Raw genomic sequence first — 18,845 nt, 5'->3', positions numbered from 1 at the left:
TTGACTGTTGACTGTTGACTGTTGACTGATAACAATCTAAAATCTAAAATCTAAAATCTAAAATCGATTGACTGTTGACTGTTGTTAGTTGGAATAAAATATTTTGAGGCGGCTAAAAAGCTTTAATTTTATTCATTGGGTGTTGGTGCTTTGCAGATCCAGACACAATCTCGCGGTACTGAAGATGTATTTTTCAGGATGATTTCATAGTTTAAATGATGGAGAAATCTTTCCATAATTGTATCAGTCATAACTGAAAATGCTGTGCCGTCTCTGTGTCCTAGCAAGTTTTTGTCCCACTCGCTGGCGAATTTTTGCCACCCTAATTCGCTAAAAATATTTGTGTGGTGAAACACGCAAATTCGATCGCCCTGCAGCAGTTTGGGAATTCGAGTCAGGTAGTTGAATATATCTACCGGCTCTACGTGTACCATTGTATCGTAACAAAAGCAGACATCGGCTGAACTTGGAGCGATGCCGTCTAATGTTAAACCGTCGAGTTTGACGTAAGAAACGCGATCGTCTCCCAAGCGCGATCGCGCCGCTTGCAGCATTTGACTGGAAATGTCGGCACAAATTAGTCGATCGCAATATTTCAGCAGCAGCGAACCAGTTTTTCCCCCGCCGATACCAATTTCTAAAACCGTATGTTCTTTTTTGATGTACGGTGCAATAAATTGCTGTTCTATCAGCGCTTCGTATTCGGCTAAGGAGTTGGCGGCACCGGCAGCTTTACCTATCCATTCGTCGCCAATATGGGCAAGTTCGGCATTAGTTTTTTGCCACTGTTGGGCGTAACTGTCCCAGGCCCTTTCATAATCTACTCTTGGGCGATCGGTCATTTTATCATCGTTCATTTTTGATTATTTTATAGTATTGATGGCTCAATTTTCAATATGTTCCGTAATTTTTGGCAAATTATATTAAATCCTGCCAAAAGTTTAGGAGGTGAGTTACTGCCCTTCACTGGCGGGGACGCTGGCACTGTAAAATGACTAATGACGGCTGAAATATGCTTCGCAGAAAATCTCTGCATAAGCTTGAGTCATTTCCTCAAAAGTATTAAGTGAAGCCAAGACATATTTAGCGTTTTCAGCTAACTGCTGCCGCAAAGATTTATCCTCCAGTAAACTAATCAAAGCTGCAACTAATTCGTCCGGGCGATCGGGCGTATAAAACAAACCATTAATTCCAGGCCGCACTTGTTCTTTAATTCCAAAAACCGGCGATGTAACAATTGGCAAATCGCATACCATCGCCTCCAAAATCACTCTGGGAAAGCTTTCGACGCGAGAAGTGCAAACAAAAATATCAGCAGCTTTGTAATATTTTCCCGTCTCCCCAGTTTCCGGGACTACTGTCACCCTTTGCCGCAACTCTTCTGGTAATTCCCCCGCCAACTCGGCTAACTTATTGCTGTAAATACTAGGGCGATCGCCCACAATAAAACACCTAATTTTATTGTGCCATTTATCAGGTAAAAGTGAAAGTGCCTTAACTAAATCCTGCTGTCCTTTGCGTTCGCATACCGTTCCCAGCAGCAAAATTACCACATCTTCCGCCGCAACACCTAAACTTTTTCTAGCCAATTCAGAATTCTCCGAATTTTCCAATTTGCTCAAATCTAAGCCGTTGTGAATCACCGTAAAATTGTGGTGGCTGTTGAGAGGCAAATACCTGTCCCGCGTGGCATCTGCCACAAAAATCACTTTGTAAGGAAAGCGAAAACACTCTAAAGCTCTCGCCGCAATCTCCGAACCAAACCTGTTAAAATAAGTTTGCCAAGGTTCGCTTTCGTGCACGTTCCACACTGTAGGAGTTCCGAGTTGCCGCGCGGCATCAACTACAAAAAAGTTTTCTAAAGTATTGGCATAAATTGCATCTACTTTTAAACTGGCAATTTCTGTGCTAAAACTGCGGATGGCTTCATCATAAGCATCGCGCTGATAGATGTGTTCGAGAGGATTATCGCGCACAATTACTTCAATTCCCTGCTGTTCGTAAGCTTGACGCAGGGGCCCGTCTGTTACGCAAAGTACGATCGGCTTAATCACACCCTCTGCCGCCAATTTCACCGCGATTTCGTACTGATGCAGCGGTGCCCCCGTAAAATCCAGCGAATTGCTGCACATCAAAACTCTGATAGGATGAATCAAATTCTCTGCTTTTGCTACCAACAAACCAGAATTATTAAATTTTACTTCTTCATTATCCGTTACATCCGTTACATCCGTTACAAAATCCGTTGCCGAACCTTCTTCCTTCATAAAAACCCGTCGAGGTTGAATATGAAAATACTCATCTTCTAAAGACAAGTGAGGACTGTAAAAACTGTCATTTTTCCCCGCATACTTGCGCCTAAAAGCCGCCACTTCTTGAGGATTGTCGGTAAAACCCCTAGAAGTTCCCTCTTTATGCAACAACTCCGCATCGGGACAATATACGCACCGATAACCGCGTTCTAACAATCGGTATCCGTAATCTGCATCATTGTAAGCAACAGCAAAATTATCCTCATCAAAACCGCCCAATTCTAAGAACAATTGACGCGGAGTAATCGTGCAAGCGGCTGTTACCGCAGAGTAATTTCGCGTTACCATCGCTTGAGAAAGATAGCCTCGATTATTCTTGTCCATCAGCTTAAAAGCATGACCAGCCAAACCGTGATGCAGCCCGTGAATTACGCCCGCGTGCTGAATTCTGCCGTCGGGATATAACAGCCGCGCGCCGACTGCACCCACGCCTGCGATTTGAGCGTATCCCACCATTTGACTCAGCCAGCGCGGGTTAATTACTTCAGTATCGTTGTTCAAAAACAACACATATTCGCTGTCAACTTGTTCCGCAGCGCGGTTGTTAATTGCTGCAAAACTAAACTTGCCGCCAGGATTTTTTATCCGCAAAACTTGGCAACTTAATTCCTTTAAGTATTCCAGAGTTTTCGGGTCGTCGCTTTCGTTGTCAATGACGGCAACTTGATAATTTTTGTATGTTGTAGTTTGTAGAGAATCCAGACAGGCTTTCAGCAATTTGAGCTGATTTTTAGTAGGAATAATTACCGTTACTGATGGGCCGTTATCCGGGAAATCCTGGGCAAATATCCCCAAATTTTCTTTAATCGCCCATGCGTGTTGAGCGACATTTCCGTTAATTTGGCGGCGGTTTAGTGCGTCTTGAATGGCTTTTTGACCTGCGGAAAAACTGGCGGGTTTCGCGGCCCCAGATATGGCGGTAGAACCGGGTGCGGTTCGCCAGTGATACAGCACTAGCGGCAGGTGGGCGACGTGGCGAGAAATTTCGGTGGCTCTCAAGGCAAAATCGTAATCTTGCGAGCCTTCAAAACCTATCCGTAAACCGCCTATTTCTTCAAAAATGTGTTTTCTGACAGCGCACAAATGACCGAGATACATATAGGAAAGCAGCAGTTCCGGCGACCATTCCGGTTTGAATTGCGGGGCGAATCGGCGACCTTTAGTGTCGATTTTGTCGTCGTCGGAATAGAGAAAATCGGTAGCTGGATGTGAGGCAAAATATAGGGCGACTTCGCCTAATGCGTCGGGAGTGAGTTCGTCGTCGTTGTCTAAAAACAGGATGATGTCGCCTGTTGCGAGGGCGGCGGCGCTGTTGGTTGCTGCGCTGATGTTGCCGTTTTCGGTACGAAATGTGATGCGGATACGATCGTCCTTTTGCACCCAGCTTTTCAAATTTTCAGCAACAGTAAATTCGGTGCTGCAATCATCGGCAATGCAGAGTTCCCAGTTTGGATAAACTTGATTGATTACACTGTCGATCGCACTTTCGAGAAAATCTATCTGCGGATTGTAAACTGGCATCACCACGGAAATTTTTGGCAGCGGTTCCCGGCAGGATTTTAACCGAGAAATCAAATAATCGCGCGCGCGATCGTTCCATTGATTCACCTCCAGCCATGCGTCATATCTATCAATGGGTTGAGGCACCACAAAACCCGCCGGTGGCAGTAAATCTCCCGGCGCACTAAACTGTTTTTGCTGCCGATAAATCTTCCCCAACTGGCGGAGCACTTTCACAATTTCCCAGGGCAAGGGCACAATTCTACCAAGACGCTGTTTTCTTTCCCTGGCCCGCTGCTGAATTGCGGCTGTAAACCTTGATAACTCCTCAAATTTATCTGCACTTCGCTGCCAGATATGGTAGCGCCGCACTGTCAATTTTTTGGGCGCTTGAAAAAACAAAATTTCCCCGGTTTCTAACTCAGCTTGCAGAGAAACGTGCCATTCCCCTGGCGGCAAATCGACAAGGGCCTCAAAACCGCTTTCGGAACTGTTAACCCAGTCGGGAAACACTTCCCCGACATCTTTTCGTCGTAAACCGTAGGCGCATTCTACAGAAGTATCGCCGCACAACAAGCTTAATTTAGCAATTTTGCGATCGTGGTGGCAGCACCAACCTGCAAACAAAATTTGGCCCTGACGCTGTTCCCACACCACCGGTACATCTAACGATGCTTGAATCGTTGAAACTAACAACGGATAAGCTGCCAAAAGATGCCATTTACCTCGATCGTCTTGGGCTTCCAGTAGCACTTCGTGTCGTCCAGCAGGCGCTTCCAATTGAATTGTAAAACCAGATTTCTTCGCAGCGGGAATATTAGAGTGTGCTAGCGCTATATCACTTCTCTCTATGCCGTAAACGCCTAGGAAACTCTGGTCTTTAATTCTGACGCGGACTGCTGTAGTCTCTCTTTTTTGGTTAAAAACCCAGCCGACAATTAGCAGGTTGGAATCACAAACTTGCCAAGTAGTGGGTTGATCTAACGAAAAAATAAATTTAGGGAATAAGTCGCGGATTTTGCGCTGAACTTCCCACAACTTTTTTCTCACTTGCCACCCTATTGAAGACTGAATTATAGCCAGTTCTACCCGAATTTTTTCATTTTCCTGGCGGGAGTGTTCTAATTTTTCCAGAGTATCCTTTAATCTTTCCTGATTTTGACTTTGTGCTGTTTCTAGCTGAATTAACTCAGCTAACTTTTGCTGCAATATAAATTCAGTCTCTTCAAATTGCACCTGAGTTTGCCCTAATTCGGCTTCTAATTCTAATACTTTCGCTAAAGCTGTTTGAAATTGCGATTCTTTGCCGGCAAGCTGTACCTGAGTTTGTCCTAATTCTGTTTCTAATCCCAGGAGTTTCGCTAACGCTTCTTGAAATTGCGATTCTTTGCCTGAAAGCTGTACCTGAGTTTGCCCTAATTCTGCTTCTAATTTTAAGACTTTTGTTAAAGCTTCTTGAAATTGCGCTTCTTTGCCTGCAAGCTGTACCTGAGTTTGTCCTAATTCTGTTTCTAATCCGAGGAGTTTTGCTAAAGCTTCTTGAAAATTTGATTCTTTGCCTGCAAGCTGTACTTGAGTTGCTCCTAATTCTGTCTCTAATCCCAACACTTTCGCCTGAGCCTGGTGAAATTGTTCTTGCCACTGTTTGAGTTCGGAAGAGCTGGTTTTTTGCTGTTTTTCCAGCAATCGGATTTTTAGCCAATCTTCAAATGGCCAGACTGGAGAGGCTGGGAAATGAATAACTTGATCGATCGCATCTTGCGATTCGCTGCTAAGATTGCTAGCTTGGGTTTCCAAAAGTTGATATAGTTCTAATGCTTCGGGAAAATATTTTTCTATTAAACTCGGTCTGTGACTTTTGACAATATCGTTGACTAATAAAGATTCTTCAAAATTGTCGCCCGGTATCGCACCTAAGTTAACGTTAAATTTTTCGTTGACTCGATCGAGGAAAAGTTCAGGAGTGTTGCCGATGGGGTAAACGTTGGCTAGGAGACAGCGATGGGGGAAACGTTCGTAAAGTTCTAAAACTTTTTGATTGTAGTGAATCCACATTTTTACTGCCATTTCGGGATTTTGCAGCAAGCTGACATCGGTTCCCCGGCGGTAAAGGGAATCGACTACCTCCCAGGGCGATCGATAAACACAGATAAAATTAGCTTCGGGGAGTAAAGTCAGCCAAAAATCCCAAAAAAGGGCTGTTCGCGGGTCTTTCCAACCCCAATGTTTGTGAGGAAGTTGATTTTGGTCGATCGCCCTTTTGGCGATTTCCACGTATTCTGGTGCTACCGGAATCGTTTTTTCAAACGTACATCCGAGTTCATCAATACCGTGCGATCGCAAAACACTTTTGTGAAACTCCACAAAATCAACATTCTCGAAATGACCTTTCACATTTCCGTCGGCCGGGCCCACTAACTTTTTGCCAATATCAACCCCAACTTTCTGAAACAAAGAAGCTGTTAAAGACGTACCGGAACGGTGCATTCCGGTAACAATAAAAACCGACGGTTTGCTGTCATTTGTACTCACAATTTATCTCCCTCGCCCTAATACCCACACCAACCAAATTTACTCACTAATCTCCCGCTAAGCCCAGGGAGCGCCTGACTTGAAACCACGCGCTTCTAATCTTCCAGAACTTGCTGCTTTCCATTGCCAAAACCCGACACTTCGCTTGCTCTAGTTCTTGCTTGAGATTAATTAGCTGATTTTCCGTTTTCTCTAACTGCGTTTGCACAGATACTAACTGATTTTGAGTTTGCTCCAATTGCATTTGAGCTGAAATTAATTGAGTTTGAGTTTCTTGCAAATTTGTTTGAGATTCTTCCAACTTTGTGTGAGTAATCATTAACTTACTTTGATTTTGCTCCCATTCTATCCTAGCCGACTCTAACTGAGTCTCAAGTAATTGAAGTTTTGTCTGAGTAGAACCCAATAAAGACTGCGATTGTCTTTGGTTGATCAGCGATTTAACAGTGCAAGTTTCCAGAATCCATTCCCAACCATAGTTATTGATTGCTTTGACTATCAACACATCCTGCAATCCTATAGTGTTTTTGGGTAAATAACAGCTCCAACCCGACTGCAAAGCCCCATCAGTTTCAAAATATCCAGCCACATCAGGGCGATCGTAAAAAGGCTCGCACCTCTGTACAACCTCGCCGTTTACCAGCACTTGCAGCTCCTCAATTCGACCATCGAGATTCACATCAGCCACCCATCCTTCCAGATACAAATTCTCCTTATTCGTAAAAGCAGCAACATCAATATATCCTTCTGGGTGGTGATTGAAATTCAACTCCGAAAAATCTCTAACTAGCTCATTTGTGACAACATACAAATCCTGAAATCTGCAGATGCCTTTTTTGATGCGGTGAACAAAAGCTTTGCCTCCGCTAACTCGCTCGACACATTCTCTCACAAACTTTTCAGTTACATAAGTTGTGCCGTATTCCTCCTTATCTAAAGACTGGCTTTCGCTTTGAGGACTAAACAAAATACCATTGGCCGGCATTTCTATATTCGCTAGGCGCAAACACTCATCGTGAACGCTGAACATCAAAATGCCGTTAGGAGTCAACAAATCGTACAAATTTTGCAACCAACTTGTAAAAGTTCTTTCCGGCATATGGCTGAAAAAAGAATTAGCCAGAATGCAGTCAAACTTGCGGTCAATTAAATAATTTTCTGGTTTCCCAGTTGAGACAATACCGTTGACGCCCAAGTATTCAGTTTGAAACTTAACCGCATTAGCATAAATATCAGAAACCCAAATTTGTTCCGGCGGTATTTCCTGAATCAAAAATCTGGTAAATCGACCGTAACCACAGGCAAAATCTAGAAAAGAGGGTACCTTTTCAAAACTGCCAAAATGCCATTCCACAACTTGTTTAACCGTATCCAAGATGCGGCGCCCGATCGAGTAATAGCGCACCAAAGCGCGATCGCGATCGTCTTTGACGTTGTTCAAGCTGAACAAATACATTTCATCGTCTTCGCAGATATTCAGTTTAAATTTTTCGGGAAACTTAGCTTGATCTTGAATAAATGCTTTGATTACGGAATTTTCTACTAAATCTAAATTGATATCGCTCATTGTTTTTACAGAATTTTAGATAACCTCTGTGGACTGCTCTTTCACTAGAGTATCAGCATTAACAACAGTTAAACACGGTTCGATCAGCAAGTCAACGATGCCGTTACCGCAGGACTCAGTACAAGACTGAACTCTAAACATCGCCACATCAACGCAGCGATCCAGATAAGTTAAATCTCCATCTACCGTTCCCACAACCCCAGCATTCAGAAAATAAACACCCGGATTCAGCAAACATTTAAAATGAAACTTTACTACAATTGTCGTTCCCGCTTCCACATACCTAACTGACTGAGTAGAAGCCTTCAAAGAAGCACCCGCCAACTCAAAACCACTAATTGTTTTAATCAACATTCCAAACCTAACTTTAGAAGTTGACCGCGAAAAAGTGACAGAGTAAGTATAAATATAATCTTGACGACCGAGCAAGTGATTTACCACATTCCCCTTCAGCGTCTCGATGTGGGGGTTGATAATTTCCGCTCCACGAGACGGATACCTTACCGTATTCGACGGTATCATCCCTGGATCGTAAAATTCATCGTAATATTCCTGGGGTTTAGAGAGATGGTGCTCCGGTTTAACTTCCCTCTTTGTACTTTCTAAATTAGCATCCTGAAGCTGGTCTTGACTTTCCTGTTTTGTCAGTTGGTTCAGAGCTCGAATATCTGACTTCAACCCCAAAACCTGATCCGGATCGGCATAAATCAGCTTTTGATACTTAGAAATTACCACCTTCGGCGTGTGAGCGAGCAGCAATTCACCGCTATCCATTAAAATCGCCGAGGTACAAAGTTGCACCACAGAAGTAGCAGCATGAGAAACAAATAAAATGGTTCCGCCACCTTCCTGAATGCTTTGCAAGCGGGCAAAACACTTGCGTTGAAAAGCTTCGTCGCCCACCGAAAGAGCTTCGTCAACCACCAAAATATCTGGCTCTACGCTAGTCGCAACGGCAAAAGCTAGCCTGACAAACATACCGCTAGAATAAGTTTTGACTGGCTGTTCAATGAAATCGCCAATATCAGCAAAAGCAGCTATATCGTCAAACTTTTCTTCAGTTTCTTTTTGATTAAATCCCAGTAACTGAGCGTTAAAAAACACATTTTGTCGCCCAGTAAATTCCGGGTTAAACCCGCTTCCGAGTTCTAACAAAGCGGATACTCGGCCTTTAACATCGACGCTTCCTGTTGTAGGAGTCAGCGTCCCTACAATTATTTGCAGGAGAGTGCTTTTTCCCGAACCATTGCGACCGACGATTCCCAGAGTTTGTCCTTGAGGAATTTCCAGATTGATGTCGTGTAGGGCCCAAAATTCGTCAGCCAGTTTTTTGCTGGGGTAAATAATTTCCTTTAAGCGGTCTCCTGGACGATCGTACCGCTTAAAGCATTTGGAAACATTTTTTAGTGAAATTACATTTTCTGTCATTGGCGGCAGTCAATCGATTTTAGATTTTAGGTTTTAGATTTTAGATTGACTTGAAATCTCAAACATATTTACAGCACAATCGATTTTAGATTTTAGATTTTAGATTTTAGATTGACTTGAAATCTCAAACAAATTTACAGCACGTCAGCAAAAGCGGGACGCAAACGCCGGTAAACCGCCAAACCTCCACAAAATATAGCCGCAGAAATTAGCGTGGCGACACCCCATTCTCCCCAATGCTTAACTTCTCCAAGCAGTATGAGGTCTCGATAAACCTCCGAGATGGCGGCCATTGGATTCAGCCAAAATATCCACACTCGCCACTCTTGGGGGATGATTGATGCTGGGTAGACGATCGGCGTCAAATAAAACCAAAAATTTAGAATAACACCTAATGTCTGAGGAATGTCTCGCAAAAATACAGTCAAGCCCGCTGTCAAATATCCCAAACCAGCAGTTATCAGCAACTGAGGCACCCACACCAGCGGCAGTAAGCATAAAGTAGCGTTGAGCTTTTGCGACGATACTGCTACTATCACAATCAAAGCTGCTAAACCCAAAGAACTTTCAAGAAAAGCTGTAAAAATCGGCACCAAGGGCAGCAAACCGAGAGGAAATACCACTTTTTTCACTAAATTCGGCTGCCCCACCACCGATACTCCCGACTTGATCAAACCGCTGGTGAAGGCAGTCCAAGGCAGCAAACCTGCAAACAACCAGACTCCAAATGTAATGTCGCTGTTTTCTGGGAAGCCTGCAAGGCTGAGCTTTACCTTGAGGACGATCGAGAATACATAAGTGTAAATCACCAATTGCGATAGCTGATTCAGCAGCGGCCAAAAATTGCCCAGAATCGAGCCTTTGTATTGAGCTTCCAAGTCCCGGCGCACCAATGTTGCCAGCAGATTCAGCTTCACCCACCGCCGGGGCGTATTTGCCGGCCGCCGGCCGCCCAGCCTTCGGACCTTTTGGGCAACTCCTTTCACAGTTCTCTGCAATTTTTTCGCCCTCGTTCACTAGCTTCACACCTAAATCAACTCAAGCTACAATTATGCAGCTTTTGCTAAACCGCAATTATTCCACAGCCCCGTCGTTTTGATCAAGCATCTGCCACCCCGGCTTGGGCTTCTTCCTTCTTTCTTCTTTCCCCTTCCTTCGGAGGTTATTTTAGCCGATCGCCGATCGAACTGCCGAACCGATCGCCCGTTTTTGCTCGTCGTCGTAGCCCCACCGCTGGAAAAATTTTTCATACTTGCCATTGGCACTGTGCAAACTTTCTAGCATTTGCGACGCTATAGTTTGACACGCTGGCATTTGCAGCATTTGAATTAAGTTGCGCGATCGCTCCTGCACTCTAGCAGAATCGGCTGCCATTTCCTCCTTTTGCTGGCGCGAATGATGTACAACCATTGCCGCCGACATCGCCAAATTTTTCACCAGCAGTTCTGCTACGATCTCAGGAGCCGATCGCAGCGCCTCGACTACTCCGGGTGACGGGTGATCTGCCTCCTGTCGATCGTCCGTTAGATAGGTGACAAAAAACCCCCTAGCACCGTTCTGTGTTTTCACCAGAGATGTAACAGCTTGCTGGATGTCGGCTTGTAAAAGTCGATCGGCCTCCATGAACGAGAGTAAAGATTGAGTCAGCTCGATCGCCCCCTCAAAAGTTATGCTTTCGGATGCTAATAAAGAAGATGGAATACTCATAACGAACTCAATAATTTTAAAGATTCTGCTAACAAGTGTAAACAATTCCCGCTGCCCGAACGCAGATAAATATGGCTATTATATCCTCCAAACAACAGCCCCCCGACCCAAATCTACCTGAAGACATAGCCCCGGCCCGTCGCAAAAAAGCCGCCAAACCCCAGGCGGAATCTTTGCTAGAATCGCAAGAACTACCCGACGAAATCAACAGCAAACAAGACGACAAAATCCGACCCCAGCGCTTAGCTGAATACATCGGGCAAAAAGACTTGAGAGAAGTTTTGGCGATCGCAATTGCAGCAGCTAAATCTCGCGGCGAACCTATGGATCACCTGTTACTCTACGGGCCTCCAGGGTTGGGAAAAACCACAATGTCGCTAATTCTAGCAGCAGAAATGGAAGTTGAATGCAAAATCACCACCGCCCCAGCCTTAGAAAAACCGCGAGATATTGTCGGATTGCTGATTAACCTCAAAGCAGGCGACGTGCTGTTTATCGACGAAATTCACCGCTTATCTAAAGTTACAGAAGAAATCCTCTATCCGGCGATGGAAGACTGTCGGTTAGATATTACGATCGGTCAAGGCAAAAGCGCCAAAATTCGCAGCATTCCCCTGAAACCATTTACCTTAGTAGGAGCAACCACAAAAGTCGGCTCGCTGACATCTCCATTGCGCGATCGTTTCGGCTTGATCCAAAGATTGCGGTACTACGAAATAGACGAACTTAGTCTAATTGTCCAAAGAACCGCCCAAGTTCTCGACACTCAAATCACCCCAGAAGGAGCCACAGAAATTGCCCGCCGAGCCCGCGGAACCCCCCGCATTGCTAACCGCTTGCTGCGACGAGTTAGAGACTACAGCGAAGTCAAAAATTTAAAGCCAATTGATGCCGAAGTTGCCTCACTAGCCCTGGAATTATTCAACGTCGATCCGCTAGGTTTAGATTGGACAGATCGGCGGATTTTGACAGCAATGATTGAGAACTTTAACGGCGGCCCAGTGGGCTTAGAAACCCTCGCAGCTTCTACAGGAGAAGATACTCAAACAATTGAGGATGTATACGAACCGTACTTAATGCAAATCGGATTTTTGCAGCGGACAAATCGCGGGAGAATGGTAACGGTTGCTGCTAGAAAACACTTAGGTTTACTCGATGAAAAGGAGTAAAAAATGGTACAGATCCAACAAGCAAAAATACTAACTTTGTCAGAGTTTCTAAAACTGCCAGAAACAGAACCGGCTAGCGAATATATCAACGGTCAAATCATCCAAAAGCCTATGCCACAAGGAAAACATAGCCGGATTCAATGTGAATTAGTCCCCGCCATCAATGTCGCAGTTAAAAACCAGAAAATTGCCTTAGCTTTTCCTGAATTGCGGTGTACTTTTGGCGGCAGATCAATCGTGCCAGATGTCACAGTATTTACTTGGGAAAGAATACCACTTGATGAAAATGGGGATGTTGCGAATGTATTTGAAACTTACCCTGATTGGACAATTGAAATTCTGTCTCCTGGCCAGAGTCAAACTAAAGTAACTGGGAATATTTTACACTGTCTGAAAAACGGCACTAAAATGGGTTGGCTGATCGATCCGATGGTGCGCTCAATCTTAATTTATCCCCCTGGAAAGCAACCGGAACTTTTAGCCAAACCCGAAGAATTGTTGCCAGTTCCAGATTGGGCAGCAGAATTGCGGCTGACGGTAGGAGATTTGTTTGGGTGGTTGAAACTATAGCAGAAGTCAGTTGACAGTTGACAGTTGACAGTTGACAGTTGACAGTTGACAGTTGTTATTGGGTATCAATAATTTTCCAGGCTCTTCCTCCAATTAGCAATTACCAATTACCAATTACCAATTACCAATTAACAATTAACAATTAACAATTCCCCATTCCTCATGTTGCTATACCTCCGAATAGAAAACTTTGCCTTAATTGACTGCCTAGATCTAGAATTTGGCCCGAGTTTGAACGTATTTACAGGGGAAACCGGCGCTGGTAAATCGATTATCCTAGATGCGATCGATGCAGTTTTGGGCGGGAAAGTCGATCGCCGATCGATTCGCACCGGAGCAACGCGGGCAATACTGGAAGCTACCTTTGAATTGGACAAAGCCGCAGCTTTGTGGCTGGGCGAGCAAGAAATTGAACCCATAGACGGAAATTTAGCCGTTTGCAGCCGGGAAATTAACGCATCAAGCGGTGCTCTACGCACCAGATCCCGGTTGAACGGAATTCTCGTCAACCGCCAGTTAATGGACCAACTGCGCGATCGGCTTGTCGAAATTACTGCCCAAGGCCAAACCGTCCACCTCGGACAAGAAACCCTCCAGCGAGAATGGCTCGATTTATACGGCGGCAAAAAGCTCACTGAAGCCCGATCGATCATCGCCTCCGCGTGGCTGGGAGCCAACAGCGCAAAAACCGCCCTCAAACGCAGGCGTCAGTCGGAACAGCAGCGACTGCAAAGACTTGATTTGTTAGAATACCAAGTCCGAGAACTCGGCGAAGCCCAGATCGAAGACGCCGACGAACTCGAACAGCTAGAACACGAATCAATCCGGCTGGGCCACGTAGTCGAATTGCAGCAGCAGAGTTACCAAGTCCACCAAGCCCTGTACCAAAACGAGGGCGACAGCGCATCAGCCGCCGACTTGTTGAGCAAAGCCGAAGGAATTTTAAGCGACATGGCGGTTTACGATGTGCAGTTGCAACCAATCCTAGAAATGGTCAGCGATGCTTTAGCTCAAGCCACAGAAGCCAGTCGGCAAATTAGCAGCTACGGCGAACAATTAGAAGCAGATCCCGAAAGACTCGAAGAAGTAGAAGATCGGATTCGCGAACTCAAACAAATTTGTCGCAAATACGGGCCGCTCAAAGAAGCGATCGCCTACTACCAAAGCATTCAAAACGAACTAAATGAACTTTTAGAAGGAGGCGAGTCAATGGAAGCCTTAGAACTCGCATATCAGAACGCTTTAGAGCAATTAAAAGATGCTTGCAGCCACCTCACCACCCTGCGACGCGAAGCAGCCCTCAAACTAGAAACGCACCTCGTAGGAGAACTTAAGCCGTTAGCAATGGAAAAAGTGCAATTTCAAGTCGAGATATCGCCTTGTACCCCAACCGCTACTGGTGCCGACCAAATCGCCTTTTGTTTCAGCCCGAATCCGGGGGAACCTTTGCAACCCCTGGGGGCGATCGCCTCCGGGGGAGAAATGAGCCGCTTTCTACTCGCTATCAAAGCCTGTTTTTCCCAAATAGAAAGTGCCGGTACGCTGATTTTTGACGAAATCGACGCCGGAGTCTCCGGGAGAGTCGCCGGGGCGATCGCCAAAAAACTCTACCAACTCTCGGACAAACACCAAGTTCTCTGTGTCACCCACCAGCCGCTGATCGCCGCGATGGCTGATTTTCATTTTCGCGTCAACAAACAAACGATCGAAGCAGAAGCAAGTATCGGCGAACCCGCAGTCAACTCCGAACCAATGGAACGCACAGTAGTCAGAGTTGCCGCCCTCAACAGTGAGCAGCGGCGGGAAGAACTCGCCCAACTCGCCAGTGGCCGCTCAGCAACAGAAGCCATCGCCTTCGCCGAATCCCTGCTTGTAGAAGCCGCCGGATTGCGCCAAACTCAGTCCGCCAAACCCTGATGACACACTTGAGCCGATCGGGGGGTGAAAAGGCGGAGTTTTTTCAGAGTCGGAGGTTACACTAAAAATATCAACCGCAAATTTTACAAAAAAAAGCTGAAAACCCCGTGAATTTAGTGGGATGAAAGCTAACAGCAGCAAAATAGAGAGAAATTCTAGTTAAAAACCACAATTGTGTAGAGAAGGGCACACATCACTAGCAACTGGTAGTGTCACAATTGCGGCTAGTCCCACAAGGCCACCCCTCTTTCAGCAGTCTTCCCGCCAGTACGCATTCTTCTGCGGGCGATCGGCTCAAAGCTCGGTAGAACATACTTAAACCAGGCACGCACAATGTCAAAATCAGTTAATAAACCTTTTAAACAAGATTGGCGCTCTGTAAAAAGATTGCAGCACTCCCACCGCCTCGTTACTCTCCCACCCTCCGTTCAGCAACAAGGTCAACCGAATTTCCCTTGTCTTGTGGCCGGAGTTCTGTAAACTGGGAAATACTTTCACACATACTTGAGTCTTGTGCGACAAGTGACTCACTAATCAACTTCCCCGCTCTCTTGGCTTAGAGACTAACCCTTACACTTAAGCTTCTGTAAAGGTCTATGAAATCTGCATCTTCCACCAATTACTCTTCTCTGGACAACGTGATTGATGTCGCTGTTGTCGGCGGTGAAAATCATCATCAGGAAAATTATTCTCCCCCGGAAATTAGGAGCAGTGCAATTATCCCGCGCCAAGGAAACCTCTCTGGCATTCTTGACCTTCTAAATAAGCAAAGTTTCACAGTAGTAGTTAAGGAAGTAGAAGACAAACTTAAGGTTGTCAATCAAACGCTGGGAATGCTCGACAATATCCTGGAGAGCGAGGGATTTGATGCCATACTCAACGAGATGTTGCAGTCGATTACCCTCAAAACAGGGGAATTGCTGAATGCCGATCGCACCACGATATTTTTATTAGACGACGAAAAAAATGAACTCTGGGCGATCGTTGCTAAAGACGAAAATGGCAAAAACCTAGAAATCAGAGTTCCCGCCCATGTAGGCATTGCCGGAGAAGTAGCCACGTTCCAAAAAGTGGTTAATATCCCTTACGATTTTTACAACGACGAACGATCGGCTAATGCCAAAAAATTTGACGAAAAAACGGGCTACCGCACTTATACAATGCTGGCAATGCCCCTGATTAATGAAGACACAAAAGAGTTAGTAGCAGTTGTTCAACTGATTAATAAATTAAGACCAAATCACGAAAAATACCCAACTTTAGACGAACAAATAGACAGGCACGGATTTACTAAAGAAGACGAACAAGTTTTTAAAGAATTTGCTCCCTCGATTCGCTTAATTCTAGAATCGTCCAAATCTTTCTACGCAGCAACTCAGAGACAACGAGCAGCAACGGCGCTGATGAATGCCGTAAACGCTCTTTCTCAGAGCAGTTTAGACTTAGAAGATACCCTAAAAAGGGTGATGGATCAGGCCCAAGAACTCATGAACGCCGATCGCAGCACCCTGTGGCTGATCGACGAAGAGAAAGACGAACTGTGGACGAAAATCCCGATGGCGGGCAACTTGAAAGAAATTCGCATACCCAGAACCGCCGGTTTTGCAGGCATCGTCGCCCAATCTAGCGAACCGCTGCTGATTCCCTTTGACGTGTACGACGACCCCCGCGCAGCCACTTCCAAAGAAGTAGATCAAAAGTCGGGCTACCGCACTTGCAGTATGCTTTGTATGCCAGTCTTTAACTCGGACAAAAAATTGATTGGCGTCACCCAATTAGTTAATAAAAAACGACAAGGAGAATTCCCCCCCTACAACCCCCAAGATTGGCCTCACGCCCCCGAACAGTGGAAAGCGAGTTTCAATCGCAATGACATGGAATTTATGAAGGCGTTTAACATCCAAGCAGGAGTCGCGCTGCAAAACGCCAAACTGTTTGCCGAAGTCAAACAGCAAGAACAAAGACAAAAAGATATGCTCCACGCCTTGACTAACGGTGTGATTTCTACAGATAAAAAAGGCAATATAGTAGCGACAAATCCCAGTGCCAAAAAATTACTGGGTGTCAGCGATGCTGAATTAGCCGAAGGTCAATCTTTGCGCGAGTTAATTAAGTTAGAAAAAGGTGATTTTGCCAAGTGGTTTGATGCGTCTTTGTCTCCAGAAGACGATAACGACCGCCAGCAGTATTACCCAGATCAAGTTTTGCTTTCCTTTGAAGGAGAATCGCAGAGTATCAATCTCTCGATTAATTCAATGACTGACGCTACCGACCCCAACAAGGTCAACGGTGCGTTAGTTGTCATGGAAGATATTAGCAGTGCCAAGCAAGTCAAAAACTTGATGTACCGTTACATGACTCCAGAAGTAGCCGAAGCTTTGTTAGCTTCAGGGGATACTGGATTGGGCGGTAAGCGCAAAAACGTTTCGGTGCTGTTCTCAGATATTCGCAGCTATACCACACTTACGGAAAAATTGCAAGCCGAAGAAGTGGTAGTGATGCTGAATAAATATTTTGAAGTGATGGTAGATGTCGTATTCGAGTACGGAGGGACTCTCGACAAATACATCGGCGACGCTCTGATGGCAGTTTTTGGCTCTCCAGCGCCCCTAGAGGATCATGCTTGGTGCGCCATGCAAACGGCGGTGAAAATGCGGGAAAAACTGGCTGAGTTTAATCGAGAGCGTATGGCACATGGCGAACTGCCGATCGGCATCGGTATGGGCGTACATTCCGATGAAGTTGTTAGCGGCAACATCGGTAGTAGCAAACGCATGGAATTGACTTCGATCGGAGACGGCGTAAACCTCGCCTCTCGCTTAGAAGGCGCCAGCAAGCAGTACGGCACCGACTTGATCATCAGCGACAATACTTACAGAGAATACAAAGATAGACTCTACGTGCGGGAACTCGATTTTATTACTGTCAAAGGCAAAAGCGAACCCGTAATCGTTTACGAACTCGTCGGCATCCGCGAGGGATACTCCCCAGTGGGCAAGTCACTAACCGAAACACAGCAACAAGTTATAGAACATTACACCAAGGGGCGCGAACATTACAAAACTCCAGTCCACCAAAGACTCTCTGAGAGTGAGGTGAAAAATATCTTAGATAATGTCGCCGAAATGCCGGAGGCAGAGATTAAGAACCTCTCCAATTACAAGTTAGAGCAACAGTTGGAACACGAACTCAAGAACCTGTTACATCAACTGAAAAAGCTGTCAGAGTACGACCCGAAAAACCTGTCCGAAGCAGACAAACTCATCGTACTGTTGCAGCCAGAAATCCAACTGCTGAAATTGGAAGGCATCAAAAACCTCTCCGAAGACGAAGCCAAAATGCTGCTGCAAGCAAAAATCAAGCCCTTATCAGCAGATGATATTAAATACTTGCAAGAAGGCGATGTCAAAAAGCTGTTGGAAGCAGACATCTTAGAACCATCAAATCCTCAAATCAAACGGCTGAAACCAGCAGAGATCAGGCAGCTATTGCAGGCGAAAATTAAAAGTCGGGCCTGCGAGACAGTTGCAGAAATGTTAGATGAGGAATTTGAAAACCTGGGACTCGATCGGGTGAAAAAACTGCTGAGCGAGTTTAAGAAAGCTTTAGAACCAAAAGCCAAGCAAGCCTTTAAAGACGCTGCAGGCGAATTTGAGGTCGTTCTGAAAGTTGACCCGAAAAACAAGGCAGCTAAATTGCACGTTGATCGCTGTATGTTATTTCAGCATAGTTTTTCAGACGTACTCAACTGGGATGGTGTGTGGAATCTCACAGAAAAATAGCAGTAGCCCACAGCAAATCCTCGCGGTGGCGTCAGGGTTCGGGGCGGGGGCGATCGCGATCGGGGGTGCGCCTCCCATCCCACCACCAATTAACCTGAATATCCTATTGAGGTAATTGTAAATAAGCTCCAACAGGTATTATGGTTATATAACCGGATTTGAATTTGCCAGCGAGATGCCGGCGGTTTCGCCCTAGGTGTTTCGTTCGCACTACCTACCGCAACAAACTTAGCACTTCTATTATTTGAAGCGCTTAAAAATAGTTATGACTGGCGGCAGCGTTACCCGGTTTCTGAGAAAAATCTTGGAGAAAGGCGACGAAACATCCGCTCAAAAACCGGGTTTATCACCCCGCCCGCGT

At 45.4% G+C, this 18,845-nt stretch carries 10 protein-coding genes; 4 read left to right on the top strand and 6 right to left on the bottom strand.

Annotated elements, in window-relative coordinates; translation table 11 throughout:
- Positions 1-128 precede the first annotated feature (128 nt).
- From Q5691_RS16520 to Q5691_RS16495, 6 genes are all read right to left on the bottom strand, one after another.
- On the bottom strand, positions 129-857 hold the full coding sequence (locus Q5691_RS16520; protein ID WP_333345686.1) for a class I SAM-dependent methyltransferase: 729 nt from the start codon (positions 855-857) through the stop codon (positions 129-131).
- Positions 858-995: 138 nt separating this feature from the next.
- On the bottom strand, positions 996-6,344 hold the full coding sequence (locus Q5691_RS16515) for a glycosyltransferase (RefSeq protein ID WP_333345683.1): 5,349 nt from the start codon (positions 6,342-6,344) through the stop codon (positions 996-998).
- 46 nt (positions 6,345-6,390) lie between these two features.
- Entirely contained in the window at positions 6,391-7,911 is a 1,521-nt protein-coding gene (locus Q5691_RS16510; RefSeq protein WP_333345681.1) for a methyltransferase, read from the bottom strand.
- A 15-nt stretch (positions 7,912-7,926) separates the two neighbouring features.
- Positions 7,927-9,339 (bottom strand): ABC transporter ATP-binding protein, encoded by a 1,413-nt coding sequence (locus tag Q5691_RS16505; RefSeq protein ID WP_333345679.1) that lies wholly within the window; start codon positions 9,337-9,339, stop codon positions 7,927-7,929.
- A 134-nt stretch (positions 9,340-9,473) separates the two neighbouring features.
- Positions 9,474-10,325 (bottom strand): ABC transporter permease, encoded by an 852-nt coding sequence (locus Q5691_RS16500; RefSeq protein ID WP_333212313.1) that lies wholly within the window; start codon positions 10,323-10,325, stop codon positions 9,474-9,476.
- Positions 10,326-10,506: 181 nt separating this feature from the next.
- Positions 10,507-11,046 (bottom strand): hypothetical protein, encoded by a 540-nt coding sequence (locus tag Q5691_RS16495; protein WP_333212314.1) that lies wholly within the window; start codon positions 11,044-11,046, stop codon positions 10,507-10,509.
- 71 nt (positions 11,047-11,117) lie between these two features.
- Here Q5691_RS16495 and ruvB point away from each other — a divergent pair, with 71 nt between their 5' ends.
- The 4 genes from ruvB (at position 11,118) to Q5691_RS16475 (ending at position 18,484) form a co-directional block, all read left to right on the top strand.
- Entirely contained in the window at positions 11,118-12,215 is a 1,098-nt protein-coding gene (gene ruvB / locus Q5691_RS16490; protein WP_333212316.1) for a Holliday junction branch migration DNA helicase RuvB, read from the top strand.
- A 3-nt stretch (positions 12,216-12,218) separates the two neighbouring features.
- A complete protein-coding gene (locus tag Q5691_RS16485) occupies positions 12,219-12,785 on the top strand; it encodes a Uma2 family endonuclease (protein WP_333345673.1) in 567 nt (188 codons plus the stop codon).
- A gap of 162 nt (positions 12,786-12,947) precedes the next feature.
- Positions 12,948-14,702, top strand: a complete 1,755-nt coding sequence (gene recN / locus Q5691_RS16480) for a DNA repair protein RecN (protein WP_333345670.1) — start codon at positions 12,948-12,950, stop codon at positions 14,700-14,702.
- Positions 14,703-15,298: 596 nt separating this feature from the next.
- On the top strand, positions 15,299-18,484 hold the full coding sequence (locus Q5691_RS16475) for a GAF domain-containing protein (RefSeq protein ID WP_333345667.1): 3,186 nt from the start codon (positions 15,299-15,301) through the stop codon (positions 18,482-18,484).
- Positions 18,485-18,845: the final 361 nt, after the last annotated feature.

Source organism: Microcoleus sp. w1-18aA5, from assembly GCF_036701705.1.
In the GTDB taxonomy this organism is placed as follows: domain Bacteria; phylum Cyanobacteriota; class Cyanobacteriia; order Cyanobacteriales; family Microcoleaceae; genus Microcoleus.
Note: the sequence above shows the minus strand (reverse complement) of the source record. Positions and strands in the feature narration are given on the sequence as shown.

Coding starts and splice junctions, on each gene's coding strand:
- Q5691_RS16520 (WP_333345686.1), bottom strand. CDS start 857: ATGAACGATGATAAAATGACCGATCGCCCAAGAGTAGATTATGAAAGG.
- Q5691_RS16495 (WP_333212314.1), bottom strand. CDS start 11,046: ATGAGTATTCCATCTTCTTTATTAGCATCCGAAAGCATAACTTTTGAG.
- recN (WP_333345670.1), top strand. CDS start 12,948: ATGTTGCTATACCTCCGAATAGAAAACTTTGCCTTAATTGACTGCCTA.
- Q5691_RS16485 (WP_333345673.1), top strand. CDS start 12,219: ATGGTACAGATCCAACAAGCAAAAATACTAACTTTGTCAGAGTTTCTA.
- Q5691_RS16510 (WP_333345681.1), bottom strand. CDS start 7,911: ATGAGCGATATCAATTTAGATTTAGTAGAAAATTCCGTAATCAAAGCA.
- Q5691_RS16505 (WP_333345679.1), bottom strand. CDS start 9,339: ATGACAGAAAATGTAATTTCACTAAAAAATGTTTCCAAATGCTTTAAG.
- Q5691_RS16475 (WP_333345667.1), top strand. CDS start 15,299: ATGAAATCTGCATCTTCCACCAATTACTCTTCTCTGGACAACGTGATT.
- ruvB (WP_333212316.1), top strand. CDS start 11,118: ATGGCTATTATATCCTCCAAACAACAGCCCCCCGACCCAAATCTACCT.